This is a genomic window from Rhodovulum sp. PH10, from assembly GCF_000293785.1.
Taxonomy (GTDB): Bacteria; Pseudomonadota; Alphaproteobacteria; order Rhizobiales; family Xanthobacteraceae; genus Rhodoplanes.
This window is the reverse complement of sequence record NZ_AKZI01000020.1, coordinates 1-13,771: the sequence shown is the minus strand read 5'-3', so window position 1 is coordinate 13,771 and position 13,771 is coordinate 1. Positions and strand designations below refer to the sequence as shown.

The 13,771-nt window shown below is 70.0% G+C and carries 11 protein-coding genes; all 11 read left to right on the top strand.

Translation table 11 applies throughout. From position 1 onward, the window contains the following. The first annotated feature begins 1 nt into the window (after position 1). A complete protein-coding gene (gene bchB, locus A33M_RS04320; protein ID WP_008383921.1) occupies positions 2-1,705 on the top strand; it encodes a ferredoxin:protochlorophyllide reductase (ATP-dependent) subunit B in 1,704 nt (567 codons plus the stop codon). Beyond that, on the top strand, positions 1,680-5,276 hold the full coding sequence (locus A33M_RS04315) for a magnesium chelatase subunit H (protein ID WP_008383920.1): 3,597 nt from the start codon (positions 1,680-1,682) through the stop codon (positions 5,274-5,276). Before bchB ends, A33M_RS04315 begins: the two co-directional genes overlap by 26 nt. Beyond that, positions 5,273-6,211, top strand: a complete 939-nt coding sequence (bchL, locus tag A33M_RS04310; RefSeq protein WP_008383919.1) for a ferredoxin:protochlorophyllide reductase (ATP-dependent) iron-sulfur ATP-binding protein — start codon at positions 5,273-5,275, stop codon at positions 6,209-6,211. Before A33M_RS04315 ends, bchL begins: the two co-directional genes overlap by 4 nt. Next, a complete protein-coding gene (gene bchM, locus A33M_RS04305; protein ID WP_008383917.1) occupies positions 6,211-6,909 on the top strand; it encodes a magnesium protoporphyrin IX methyltransferase in 699 nt (232 codons plus the stop codon). The genes bchL and bchM overlap by 1 nt, the downstream gene beginning before the upstream one ends. Further along, positions 6,906-8,357 (top strand): BCD family MFS transporter, encoded by a 1,452-nt coding sequence (locus A33M_RS04300; protein WP_008383916.1) that lies wholly within the window; start codon positions 6,906-6,908, stop codon positions 8,355-8,357. The genes bchM and A33M_RS04300 overlap by 4 nt, the downstream gene beginning before the upstream one ends. 23 nt (positions 8,358-8,380) lie before the next feature. After that, the gene (gene puhA, locus A33M_RS04295; RefSeq protein ID WP_008383915.1) at positions 8,381-9,163 is read left to right on the top strand and encodes a photosynthetic reaction center subunit H; all 783 of its coding nucleotides are present in this window, start codon (positions 8,381-8,383) and stop codon (positions 9,161-9,163) included. A 20-nt stretch (positions 9,164-9,183) separates the two neighbouring features. Continuing rightward, positions 9,184-9,891, top strand: a complete 708-nt coding sequence (puhB, locus tag A33M_RS04290; protein ID WP_008383914.1) for a photosynthetic complex putative assembly protein PuhB — start codon at positions 9,184-9,186, stop codon at positions 9,889-9,891. 673 nt (positions 9,892-10,564) lie between these two features. Further along, entirely contained in the window at positions 10,565-11,110 is a 546-nt protein-coding gene (gene puhC, locus A33M_RS22115) for a photosynthetic complex assembly protein PuhC (RefSeq protein ID WP_008383910.1), read from the top strand. After that, positions 11,107-11,421, top strand: a complete 315-nt coding sequence (locus A33M_RS04280; protein WP_008383904.1) for a hypothetical protein — start codon at positions 11,107-11,109, stop codon at positions 11,419-11,421. Before puhC ends, A33M_RS04280 begins: the two co-directional genes overlap by 4 nt. Continuing rightward, positions 11,418-12,548, top strand: coding sequence for a magnesium-protoporphyrin IX monomethyl ester (oxidative) cyclase (gene acsF / locus A33M_RS04275; protein WP_008383902.1), 1,131 nt, complete (start codon positions 11,418-11,420; stop codon positions 12,546-12,548). Before A33M_RS04280 ends, acsF begins: the two co-directional genes overlap by 4 nt. 16 nt (positions 12,549-12,564) lie before the next feature. Next, positions 12,565-13,641: a putative photosynthetic complex assembly protein PuhE gene (gene puhE / locus A33M_RS04270; RefSeq protein ID WP_008383900.1), complete on the top strand. Its 1,077-nt coding sequence runs from the start codon at positions 12,565-12,567 to the stop codon at positions 13,639-13,641. The last annotated feature ends 130 nt before the right edge of the window (positions 13,642-13,771 follow it).

Below are 13,771 nucleotides of genomic sequence, written 5' to 3'. Positions count from 1 at the left end.
CATGCAGCTCACGGTGTGGACATACGAGGCTCCTCCCCATGTCGGCGCGATGCGCATCGCCGCCGCGATGGAGGGCGTCCACTACGTGGTGCACGCGCCGCAGGGCGACACCTATGCCGACCTGTTGTTCACCATGATCGAGCGGGCCGGCAAGCGTCCGCCCGTCACCTGGACGACCTTCCAGGCGCGCGATCTCGGCGGCGACACCGCCGAGCTGTTCAAGACCTCCGTCAAGGAGGCGTACGAGCGGTTCCGCCCGCAGGCGCTGATGGTCGGCGCCTCCTGCACGGCCGAGCTGATCCAGGACGATCCCGGCGGGCTCGCCAAGGCGCTCGACCTGCCGGTGCCGGTGGTGCCGCTCGAGCTGCCCGCGTATCAGCGCAAGGAGAACTGGGGAGCGGCCGAGACCTTCTACCGGCTGGTCCGCACCCTGGCGGGACCCCACGCGCCGCCGCCCGGCTCCAAGCGGCCGGTGCGCGAGCCCGGCTCCCGGCGCTGCAATCTCCTCGGGCCGACCGCGCTCGGCTTCCGGCATCGCGACGACGTTCACGAGGTCACCGGTCTGCTCCACCGGCTCGGCATCGCGGTGAACGTCGTCGCTCCCCTCGGGGCGACGCCGGCCGACATCGCGCGCCTCGGCGAGGCCGACTTCAACGTCGTGCTGTATCCCGAGATCGCCTATCAGGCGGCGCAGTGGCTCGAGCGCACCTTCGGCCAGAAGGCCACCAAGACCGTGCCGATCGGCGTCGGCGCGACGAAAGCGTTCGTGACCGAGGTGGCGGCACTCGCCGGCGTCGATCCGGCGCCCGCGCTCGACGATCCGCACTGCCGGGCGCCGTGGTATTCGCGCTCGGTCGACTCGACCTATCTCACCGGCAAGCGGGTGTTCGTGTTCGGCGACGCGACGCATGCGCTCGCCGCAGCCCGGATCGCCGCCGAGGAGCTCGGCTTCCAGGTGGTCGGGCTCGGCACCTATTCGCGCGAGTTCGCCCGCGAGGTGCGCGCGGCCGCCGCGACCTACGGCGTCGAGCCCTTGATCACCGACGACTATCTCGAGGTCGAGGAGAAGATCGCGGCGTCGAGCCCCGAGCTGGTGCTCGGCACCCAGATGGAGCGGCACGTCGCCAAGCGGCTCGGCGTGCCGTGCGCGGTGATCTCCGCGCCCGTCCACGTGCAGGACTTTCCGGCGCGCTACTCGCCCCAGATGGGGTTCGAGGGCGCCAACGTGATCTTCGACACCTTCGTGCACCCGCTGATGATGGGCCTCGAGGAGCATCTCGTGACGATGTTCCGCGAGGACTTCGAGTTTCACGCGGACGCCGCGCCCTCCCATCTCGGCCATGCCGGGGTGCGCGAGCCGGCCTCGGCCGGCGCGAACGGTGCGGGCGCCGACGCGGCGATCACGAACGGGCCGACCACGAACGGAGCTGCGGCTCCGGCCGCGCCGGCGACCCCGGTCGCTGCGAAAACCCCGGACCCCCACGAAACGACCGCCGACCCTCCGCCGACGGCCAACGGCAACGGAGCATCGGAGACGGCAACCCCGATCCAGTGGGCCGCCGACGCCGAGAAGGAGCTTCATCGGATCCCCTTCTTCGTGCGTGGCAAAGCCCGTCGCAACACGGAACGTTTCGCGCAGGAGCGCGGCGTTTCCCTGATCACCGTCGAGACCTTGTATGATGCGAAAGCGTACTACAGCCGCTGACAGGACACCGATCCGCGTCGTCGTCGTGACGATGGACAGCCATCTCGTCGGCTCCGTCGCGCGGGCGCGGACGATGCTGAAGGGCGAGCTTCCCGGGCTCGAGCTGGTGATCCATTCGGCCGACGAGTTCGCCGCCGACAAGGCGAAGCTCGAGCGCTGCGTCGCCGACATCGCGGCGGGCGACATCGTCGTCGTCAGCATGCTGTTCATGGACGACCACATCCGCCCGGTGCTGCCCGCCCTGCAGGCGCGGCGCGACGCCTGCGACGCGATGGTGTGCATCCTGTCGGCCGGCGAGGTGGTCAAGCTCACCCACATGCACAAGTTCAGCATGTCGGGCGAGACGATGGGCGTGCTCGGCCTCCTGAAGCGGCTGCGCGGAAAGACCTCCGGCTCCGGCTCGAGCGGCCAGGGGCAGATGAAGATGCTGCGCCAGCTGCCGAAGCTGCTGCGCTTCATCCCCGGCACCGCGCAGGATCTGCGGGCCTATTTCCTCGTGCTGCAATACTGGCTCGCCGGCACCGACGAGAACGTCGCCAACATGGTGCGGCTCCTCGTCAACCGCTATGCCGACGGCGCCCGCAAGAGTTTGCGCGGCACGGTAGAGGCGGCGCCGCCGGTCGAGTTCCCCGACACCGGCCTCTATCATCCGCGGCTGAAGAACCGCGTCACCGAGAAGCTCTCCGAGCTGCCCGGCAAGGGCGAGGCCGGCACGGTCGGCGTGCTGGTGATGCGCTCCTATGTGCTGGCCGGAAACTCCGCCCATTACGACGGGGTGATCGCCGCGCTCGAGGCGAAGGGGCTCAAGGTGATCCCGGCCTATGCGAGCGGGCTCGACGCGCGCCCGGCGGTCGAGGCGTTCTTCATGAAGAACGGCAAGCCGACGGTCGACGCGGTGGTCTCGCTCACCGGCTTCTCGCTGGTCGGCGGCCCGGCCTACAACGACGCGCACGCCGCGACCGAGCTTCTGAAGACGCTCGACGTTCCCTATATCGCCGCCCACCCGGTCGAGTTCCAGACGCTCGAGCAGTGGCAGGCCGATCCGCGCGGGCTTCTGCCGGTCGAGGCCACCATGATGGTGGCGATCCCCGAGCTCGACGGCGCGATCTGGCCGATGACCTTCGGCGGCCGCTCGGCGCTCGCCGAGGAGGGCCAGCGCGAGATGACTGCGCATCCGGAGCGCGCCGGCACGCTGGCCGCCCGGGTGGCGAAGCTGGTCGCGCTGCGCCGCTCGAAGCGCGCCGAGCGCAAGATCGCCGTCGTCATCTTCAACTTCCCGCCGAACTCCGGCGCGATCGGCACCGCCGCGTTCCTCTCGGTGTTCGCCTCGCTGCACAACACGCTGAAGGCGATGAAGGAGGCCGGCTACACGGTCGACGTCCCCGAGACCGTCGACGAGCTGCGCGACCGCATCCTGCACGGCAACGCCTCGCGCCACGGCACCGACGCCAATGTGGTGGCGAAGATTCCGGCGGACGAGCACGTGCGCCGTGAAAAGCACCTCGCCGAGATCGAGAAGCAGTGGGGCCCGGCGCCCGGCCGCGCGCTCACCGACGGCCGGCACCTGTTCGTGCTCGGCGAGCATTTCGGCAACGTCTTCGTCGGCGTCCAGCCCGCCTTCGGCTACGAGGGCGACCCGATGCGGCTCTTGTTCGAGCGCGGTTTTTCGCCCACCCACGCCTTCTGTGCGTTCTATCGCTGGATCCGCGAGGACTACGGCGCGCACGCGGTGCTGCATTTCGGCATGCACGGCGCGCTCGAATTCATGCCCGGCAAGCAGGCCGGCATGTCGGAGGCGTGCTGGCCGGATCGGCTGATCGCCGATCTGCCGAACCTCTATCTCTACGCCTCCAACAATCCGTCCGAAGGCACGCTGGCGAAGCGCCGCTCGGGCGCCGCGCTGATCAGCTATCTGACGCCGCCGATCACCAATGCCGGCCTCTATCGCGGCCTGCTCGATCTGAAGTCGTCGCTCGACCGCTGGCGCACCCAGGAGCCGGAGACCGAGGCGGAGACCCGCGCGGCGCTCGCCGCGCTGATCCAGGCGCAGGCGGCGACCGTCAATCTCGCGCCGGCCGAGCCGGTCTGGGGCGAGACGGCGGACGCCGAGATCGCGACGCTCGCCAACAAGGTGCTCGAGCTCGAATACACGTTGATCCCGCACGGGCTGCACGTGGTCGGCGCGCCGCCGACCGCCCCCGAGCGATCCGAGATGCTCGATGCCGCCGGCGTCGACGACAAGGGCGAGCGGGAAAAGCTCGACGCGCTGCTCGCCGAGGATTTCGAGCTGCCGGCGATCGTCCGGGCGCTCGACGGGCGTTACATCCCGCCGGCGCCGGGCGGCGACCTGATGCGCACCACCGAGGTGCTGCCGACGGGCCGCAACCTGCACGGCTTCGACCCGTTCCGCATCCCGAGCACGTTCGCGATCCAGGACGGCGCGCGCCAGGCCGACCGCCTGCTCGCGCGCTATGCCGCCGACGGCCACGGCGTGCCGGAGACCATCGCGCTGGTGCTGTGGGGCACCGACAATCTCAAGACCGAGGGCGGGCCGATCGCCCAGGCGCTGTGGCTGATGGGCGCCGAGCCGCGCCACGATTCCTACGGCCGGGTCGCCGGCGCGCAGCTGGTGCCGCTGGAAAAGCTCGGGCGGCCGCGCGTCGACGTGATCATGACGCTGTCCGGCATCTTTCGCGATCTCCTGCCGTTGCAGACGAAGCTCCTTGCCGAGGCCGCGCTGCTGGCGGCGAGCGCCGAGGAGCCGGTCGAGCAGAACTTCATCCGCAAGCACGCGCTCGCCTTCGTCGCGGCGAACGGCGGCGACGTCGCCCAGGCGGCGCTGCGGGTGTTCTCCAATGCCGACGGCGCCTATGGCTCCAACGTCAACCAGCTGATCGATGCCGGCGGCTGGAACGACGAGGACGAGCTGGCCGAGGCCTATGTCCGCCGCAAGGGCTTCGCCTACGGCGTCGACGGCCGCCCGGCGCGGCAGGACGCGGTGCTCAACCACGTGCTGGCGAGCGTCGACCTCACCTATCAGAACCTCGATTCGGTCGAGCTCGGCGTCACCACCATCGACCACTATTTCGACACGCTCGGCGGCATCACGCGCGCCGTGCAGCGCGCCCGCGGCACCACGGCGTCGGTCTATATCGGTGACCAGACGCGCGGCGACGGCACCGTCCGGACGCTCGCCGAGCAGGTCGCGCTCGAGACGCACACCCGCGCGCTGAACCCGAAATGGTACGAGGCGCTGCTCGCCCACGGCTACGAAGGCGTGCGCAACATCGAGGCGCAGGTCACCAACACGCTCGGCTGGTCGGCGACGACCGGCCAGGTGGCGCCCTGGGTGTACGAGCAGCTCACCCAAACCTTCATGCTCGACGAGACGATGCGTCGTCGCCTCGCCGCCCTCAATCCGGTCGCCTCCGCCAAGGTGGCGCACCGCCTGCTCGAAGCCCACGAACGAAAATACTGGACACCGGACGAGGCGACGCTCGAAGCCTTGCGCCGGGCCGGTGAAGAGCTGGAAGATCGCCTGGAGGGCGTCGATCAAGGAGCCGCCGCATGACCGTGATCCCGCGACCGTCGGACCTCGCCGGACAGCCCGTGCAGGACGAGGCCTGCGCTCCCTGCCGTGCCCACGAGGACGGCGAGGGCAGCGTGCAGGTCAAGCTCGACCCGCGCGACGCGATCGACACGGCAAAGGTGTTCGCGGTGTACGGCAAGGGCGGGATCGGGAAGTCGACCACCTCGTCGAACCTGTCGGTCGCCTTCTCCAAGCTCGGCAAGCGGGTGCTGCAGATCGGCTGCGATCCCAAGCACGACTCGACCTTCACGCTGACCAAGTGCCTGATGCCGACCGTCATCGACGTGCTCGAATCGGTGAACTTCCACTCCGAGGAGCTGCGCATCGAGGACTTCGTCTACGAGGGCACCAACGGCGTGATGTGCGTCGAGGCGGGCGGTCCGCCGGCCGGCACCGGCTGCGGCGGCTACGTGGTCGGCCAGACGGTGAAGCTGTTGAAAGAGCATCATCTGCTCGACGACACCGACGTGGTGGTGTTCGATGTGCTCGGCGACGTGGTGTGCGGCGGCTTCGCGGCACCCTTGCAACATGCCGACCGCGCGCTGATCGTCACCGCCAACGATTTCGATTCGATTTTTGCGATGAACCGGATTGCCGCCGCCATTCAGGCCAAGGCGAAGAACTACAAGGTGCGGGTCGGTGGCGTGATCGCCAACCGCTCCGCCGCGACCGACGAGATCGACCGGTTCTGCGCCCGCACCGGGCTGAAGACGCTCGCCCACGTGCGCGACCTCGACGTGGTGCGCCGCAGCCGGCTGAAGAAGGCGACGCTGTTCGAGATGGACCCGTCTCCCGAGGTCGAGGCGGTCCAGAACGAGTATCTGCAGCTCGCCGAAAAACTGTGGGCGGGGGTCGATCCGCTCACCCCGACGCCTCTGAAGGATCGGGAGATCTTCGACCTGTTGGGATACGACTGATGCAGAGCGGGACCTACCAGGAGCGGCGCGGCGAGATCGAAGCCTATTTCGATCGGACGGCGGCCGACGCCTGGGCGCGGCTGACCTCGGATGCGCCGGTGTCCGGCATTCGCGCGACCGTGCGCAAGGGTCGCGACGAGATGCGCGCGACCCTTTTGTCGTGGCTGCCGGCGGATCTTTCGGGACGCCGCATCCTCGATGCCGGCTGCGGGCCGGGCATGCTGTCGATCGAGGCGGCGCGGCGCGGCGCCGAGGTGGTGGCGGTCGACCTGTCGCCGACGCTGCTCGACCTCGCCCGCCAGCGCATCCCCGAAAACCTCGCCGGCCGCGTCACCTTCGTCGCCGGCGACATGCTGTCGCCCGATTTCGGCCGGTTCGACCACGTGGTGGCGATGGACTCGCTGATCCACTACCGGGCGGAGGACGCGGCGCGCGCGATCGCGGGCCTCGTCGCCCGCACCGAGCGCTCGATGGTGTTCACCTTCGCCCCGCGCACGCCGGCGCTGGCGCTGATGCATTTCGTCGGCGGCTTCTTCCCGCGCAGCGACCGCGCGCCGGCGATCGAGCCGGTGCGGGCGGCGCGGCTCGCCGAGCTGATCACGGCGCAGCCCGAGCTTTCGCAGTGGCGCACCGGGCGGACGCGACGGATCGCGGTCGGGTTCTACACGTCCCAGGCTCTGGAGGTCGTTCCGCAATGACGACGCAGCCGCAGAAGAAGCGCCGCAAGCCCGGCTTCATCGACGTGCTGGCGCAGCTCGGGCCGCAATATCTGCCGTTCGCCGACGTCGCGACCAAGGATCTCCCCTGGGGCCGCCTGTTCCGGCTGTCGCTGTTCCAGATCTCGGTCGGTCTGGCGATGGTGCTGCTCAACGGCACGCTCAACCGGGTGATGATCGTCGAGCTCGGCGTGCCGAGCTGGATCGTCGCGCTGATGGTGTCGCTGCCGCTCCTGTTCGCGCCGTTCCGCGCGCTGATCGGCTTCAAGTCCGACACGCGCCGCTCGGCGCTCGGCTGGCGGCGGGTGCCCTATATCTGGTACGGCACCATGCTGCAGTTCGGCGGCTTCTCCATCATGCCGTTCGCGCTGATGGTGATGACCGGCAACTTCCACGGCCCCGCCTGGGTCGGCGAGGCGGGCGCCGCGCTCGCCTTCCTGCTGGTCGGCGCCGGCCTGCACACCACCCAGACCGCGGGCCTCGCGCTCGCCACCGACCTCGCCCCCGAGGACAAGCGTCCGCGCGTGGTCGCCTTCATGTACGTCATGCTGCTGGTCGGCATGGTCGGCTCGTCGCTGCTCTACGGCCAGCTCCTGCAGGAGTTCTCCGAGGGCCGGCTGATCGAGATGATCCAGGGCGCGGCGCTCGCCACCATGATCCTCAACAGCGTCGCGCTGTGGAAGCAGGAGGCGCGCAACCGCGACCGGATGCCGTCGAACGAGCCGTCGCCGTCGTTCCGCGAGTCGTGGCGCAAGTTCGCCGAGGGCGGGCGCGCGGCGCGGCTCCTGGTGGTGATCGGCTGCGGCACCGCCGCCTTCAGCATGCAGGACATCCTGCTCGAGCCGTACGGCGGCCAGGTGCTCGGCCTCAGCGTCGGGGCGACCACCGCGCTCACCGCGCTGATGTCGGCCGGCAGCCTGGTCGGCTACTGGTTCGCCGCGCGGCGGGTCGGGCGCGGCAGCGATCCGCACAAGATCGCCGCATACGGCCTGATCGTCGGCATCGTGGCGTTCGCCGCGGTGGTGATCTCCTCGCCGGTCGATTCCCCGTCCGTGTTCCGGATCGGCACGGCATTGATCGGCTTCGGCAGCGGCCTGTTCGCCGTCTGCACTCTCACGGCCGCGATGGCTCTGGCGCGCGAAGGCGAGAGCGGTCTCGCCCTCGGCGCCTGGGGGGCCGTGCAAGCGACCGCCGCGGGCATCGCCATCGCCTTCGGCGGCGCGGTCCGCGATCTCTTCTCGGGACTGACGTCGCAAGGCGCGTTCGGCTCGGCACTGTCCGACGTCGCCACCGCCTACGACGTGGTCTACGTGATCGAGATCGTGCTGCTGTTCGTCACTCTGGCTGCGATCGGGCCGCTCGTGCGGGCGGCGAAGGAAGCCCGGAAGCAGTCGTCCATCAAGTTCGGCCTGGCCGAGTTTCCCGGCTAGCCATTTCGAAAGGAGCTGGTTTCATGCAAACAATCGGCGGTTTGACCAACTACGTCGACGTCGCGCAGATGGTTTTGTACGCCTTCTGGCTGTTCTTCGCCGGGCTGATCATCTATCTCCGCATGGAGGACAAGCGCGAGGGCTACCCGCTGCTCAGCGAGACGGCCGACGGCCGCATCGTGCCCATGGAGTCGTTCCCGAACCCGCCGTCGCCGAAGACCTTCCAGCTGCGCAACGGCGAGACCTACACCGCCCCGCCCGGCAACGACGAGGGCCGTGACATCGCGGTGAAGCGCTCGACCCCGTCGCTCGGCTCGCCGTTCGTCCCGACCGGCGATCCGATGAAGGACGGCGTCGGCCCGGCCTCCTACGCGATGCGCGCCGACGAGCCCGACATGACCTTCTCGGGCGAGCTCAAGATCGTCCCGCTGCGGGTCGCCACCGACCACTGGATCGAGCCGAACGACCCGGATCCGCGCGGCATGACCGTGGTCGGCGCCGACGACGTCGCGGTCGGCACCGTCACCGACCTGTGGGTCGACCGCACCGAGCCGATCGTCCGCTACATCGAGGTGGCGCTCGGCGGCAAGGGCGGCCGCACCGTGCTGGTGCCGATGCTGTTCGCCGACATCGTGACCGCCCGCAAGGAGGTCAAGGTCGACGCCCTGCCGAGCAGCTACTTCGCCGGCATCCCGGGCATCAAGAGCGCGAACGAGATCACCGTCCGCGAGGAAGACCGCATCTCCGGCTATTTCGGCGGCGGTCGCATGTACGCCACCAAGACCCGGGCGGAGCCGCTGCTGTGACGAAAACGCGAGCGCCCCGGGTGACCCGACTGCCGGAGCCTCTGCCGCCCGGCGAGACGATCCTCTGGCGCGGCAAGCCGCGCGCATGGCCGGTGGCGGTGCGCGTGTTCCACGTCAGGCCGGTCGCGGCATATTTCGTCGCGATGCTGGTCTGGCGCGGGGTGGTGGCCTGGAACGAGACCGCGTCGGCGCTGGCGACGCTGGTGTCGCTCCTGTGGGTGCTGCCGCTCGCTCTCGCCGTGCTCGGCATCCTGGGGCTGTTCGCGTGGCTCGTGAAGCGGACCACCACCTACACGATCACCAGCCGCCGGCTGGTGATCCAGTACGGCGTCGCCTTCCCGATGACCTTGAACCTGCCGTTCAAGCGGATCGGGTCCGCCGCCGTGAAGACCTACGGCGACGGGACCGGGGACATCCCGGTCTCGCTCGTCGGCAAGGACAAGGTCGCCTATCTGGTGCTGTGGCCGCACGCGCGGCCGTGGCGGGTGAAGCGGCCGGAGCCGATGCTCCGCGGCATCGTCGACCCGATGACGGTGGCGGGGATCTTGTCGGACGCGCTGAAGCGCTTCCTCGAGTCGGAGGAGGCGTCGGGCACCGACGGCGCGACCGCCGCCGACAGCGGCGCGGGGGCGACCGCCCCGGCCGCCGAGCGGACCTCTTCCTCGGCTTCGGCCGAGGCGACGACGGACGGGCGAGGGCAGCCGCGCGCTGCCGGCGCCACGGCCTGACGATCGCGGCGTCGGCGGTCTCGGACGTTTTTTGCCCGACCCGCCGATGGATGCGGGGTTCGCCCCGCGAGGACCAGGCGGGGCTCGCCCCGCGAAGACTTGGCGGGGTTCGCCCCGCGAAAGAAAACACCCGCCCATCGTGATCCGGCCGCCCGGCCGTGCTCGCGGGGACGTAACGGAACCGGCCGGACGAGCGATCGCCCGGAGTTGGAGACACGACGCCGCGGCCTCGCGAGGCCGCAGCCTCACCCGGCGCCCGCAGGGTGCTCGGGAAGGCCCGCGCCGCGCCCGGGTTCAGGCCAGAGTCCGCGCCCGATCCGGCCCCGATGGGCATCGGCCACGGCATCGGCCAGACCGCGGGATGTCTCGCCGGCGTTTGGCCCGGAGTTCTGGTGCGGGCTCGTCGCCGGGCTTCTCGAGCCGGGCTTCTCGAGCCGGGCTTCTCGAGCCGGGTGCCGTGTCGGGTTCGTGCGAGGACCCGGGGACGACCCGTCCGGGCCGCCGGCCGGCGGGAAAGTCCGCGAGGCGGTGACGGTGTCTCGCAGACGCCGCCGCAAAGAGGCGCCGCCGCACCGAGCCGCGGTCGTGACGAGACGCGGTCGACGCGAGCGGTCGCAACCAGAAGAAAAAGGCCGCCGGGAGCACCGACGGCCGGCGAGGAACGGAGGCGATCATGCGCGACACCGAGACGTCCGGCACCAAGCCCAAGATGGTGGGCCGCCCGTTTCCGCGCGGGCCGCTGTACGGCGCCGGCGCGCTGGTCGCACTGTCGCTGTTCGCCGCCGTCTTCCTGCAGCCCGACCGCGGCGCCATGCAGAACGCCGCCGCCGGCCCGGACGCCGGCGCGGTGGAGAACGCGACCGTCGTCTCCACCCGCAATCTGCGCTTCGAGGACCAGGCCGACGGCGCCGTCGCCGTGTTCGATGCCGACGAGGCGACGCTCGTCACCGTGCTGCCGCCCGGCAGCAACGGCTTTCTGCGCGCCGCGCTGCGCGGTTTTGCCCGCGATCACAAGCTGGAGGCCGGCGCGGCCGGCGTCACCGGCCCCGCCCCGGCCGCGACCGGCCCGTCGCCCCCCTTCCGCCTGACGCTGTGGTCGGACGGACGGCTGTCGCTCGAGGACTTGATGACCCGGCGCGCCACCGAGCTGACCGCGTTCGGGCACACCAATGCCGAGGCGTTCGCCCGTCTGCTGCCGCCGCGGACGGCGACGCCATGACCGCACTCTTGGCGGACTTCTGGCGGCGCGGCCGCCGTGTCGTCGAGGTCCCGTGCACCATCGAGATCGAGCAGACGGCCGAGAGCCTGCATGCTCACGTGACCCTTCAGGGAATCGAGGTCGAGCCCGGCGACGAGGTGATCGTCCACGACGCGCCGCGCTCGGTCGCCTTCGGCGAGAGCACCATCGTCCACAGTCGCGCCACCGTCGTCCTGGCGGGCCGGCTGGAGCGCCTGCTCGCGCGCCTCGCCGGCACCTTCGAGCTGACCGAGCTGTACGAGGTCGGCTTTTCCCCCGGGAGGATGCGATGATTCCGATCGAAGGCGGCGCAGGACCGATCCGAACCACCGAGCAACGTGCCACCGCTTCCCGCGGCAGTGCGCCGGGCGGCGCGGGCGAGCCCAACCGCACCACCGAGAGCGCGCGCCAGGACACCATCCTCAGCCCGCGCTTCTACACCACCGACCACGCGGCGATGGACCGCATCGACGTCGGCGCCGTGCGGGCCGAATGGGACGCCATGCTGGCCGAGCTGCGCGCCGATCACAACAAGGGGCACTTCGTCCGTGGCGAGGACTGGCCGGCGGACCTCGACGCGCTGCCCGAGCCCTTGCGCAGCGAGTTCGTCGACTTTCTGGTCTCCTCGCTCACCGCCGAGTTTTCCGGCTGCGTGCTCTATGCCGAGATCAAGAAGCGCATCAAGAACCCGGACATCCGCGAGCTGTTCACCCATATGAGCCGCGACGAGGCGCGCCACGCCGGCTTCATCAACAAGGCCCTCGAGGATTTTCGCATCGGGGTCGATCTCGGCTTTCTCACGAAGGCGAAGACCTACACTTATTTCCGGCCGAAATTCATCTTCTACGCGACCTATCTGTCGGAGAAGATCGGCTATGCCCGCTACATCACCATCTATCGCTGGCTCGAGCAGCACCCGGACCGTCGCTTCCACCCGATCTTCGATTGGTTCGAGAAGTGGTGCAACGACGAGTTCCGCCACGGCGAGGCGTTCGCGCTTCTGATGCGCGCCGATCCAAAACTCCTGTCCGGCGTCAACCGGCTGTGGATCCGCTTCTTCCTGCTCGCGGTCTTTGCCACGATGTATGTGCGCGACCACATGCGGCCCGCCTTCTTCGAGGGCATCGGCATCGACCCGACCACCTACGACCTCGAGGTTTTCCGGAAAACCACGACGATCTCGCACCAGGTGTTTCCGCTGTCGCTCGATCTCGGCAACCCGGCCTTCCTTGCCGGGCTCGAGCGGCTGTGGCGGATCGCCGAGGCGAGTGCCGCGGCGCGCGCGCGCGGCGGGATCGGCGGCCGGCTCGCCCGGGCCCGGCTGTCGGCGTCGGCGGCCTACACCTTCCTGCGTCTCTATCTGTTGCCGACCAAGCCGAACGCGCTGCCGGCGCGCGTCGGCCTCGCGCCCGCCTGGTGATCGGAGGATCGTCCGCGTGACCGACTACGGCATCCCGATCCTCTACACGCTGTTCCTCTGGTGGTTCTCGACCGGGGCGATCCTGTTTCTCGACGGGCTCCCGCGAAAGACCTACCCGTTCAGCGTGGCCGGCTGGGCGGTGCTGTACGTCTTCGCGCTGTGGGGCCTGTCGGCGTCGAGCCGCGACATGACGGTGTTCGGCGCCTACTGCACCTTCACCTGCGGGCTCTTGGTGTGGGGGCTCAACGAGATCACGTTCCTGATGGGCTACGTGACCGGTCCCCGCACCGAGCCGTGCCCGCCCGGCTGCAAGGGCTTTCGCCACTTCCTGCACGCGGTGCAGACGATCCTCTATCACGAGCTCGGAATCGTCGCCTCCGCCGTGCTGGTCACCGCGATGACCTGGGGCGAGCCGAACCAGATCGGCACCTGGACCTTCCTGATTCTCTGGGCGATGCGGCTCTCGACCAAGCTCAACATCTTCCTCGGCGTGCCGAACCTGACGGAAGAGTTCCTGCCCGAGCACCTCGCCTACATGAAGGGCTTCTTCCGCAAGCGGCCGATGAACTGGCTGTTTCCGTGGACGGTGACGGCCTCGACCGTGGTCGCCACCGCGCTGGTGATGGAGGCGTCGCGGCTCTCCGCCACCGATCCGCACCAGGCGGCCGGCCTCACCTTCGTCGCCACCCTGATGGGGCTGGCGATCCTCGAGCACTGGTTTCTGGTGCTGCCGATGTCGGTGGTGCCGCTGTGGCGCTGGGGCCTGAAGTCGCGCGTCTGGTTCCGCCGTCTCGATCCGCGCCGCAACGGCTCGCGCCGCGCCTCGCGCGGCAACGGTGCGGGACGGACGCCGGCGCCGGCCGCCGAGGCCACCGTGGTCGAGCTGGTGCCGCAAAGCCCCGACCACGATCCCGAGCCGCCCGGCGGCGGCCGGGCCGGTCGGCGCGGAACGACGCCGCCGGCACGGGTGCGCAGCCCGAGCCGTCCGGTGGGCGGCATCGGCGTCGGCGCCTCGATCGAGCCGCCGTCGTTCGGCCCGAGCGCCCGCACCGCGCTGGTGCCTGCGAACGTTTCGCGGCGCGCCGGCGGCTGATCCGCCCGGCGCCCGTCGGCTCGGCCGCGATCGAGGCCTTTCCGTAATCACTGCGTGCATCGTCGGCCGCGGCGTCGGCCGCCCTAAGAGCCGATCCGAGAAGTTGTTGAGTCTCGGGAATCGGTTGTGA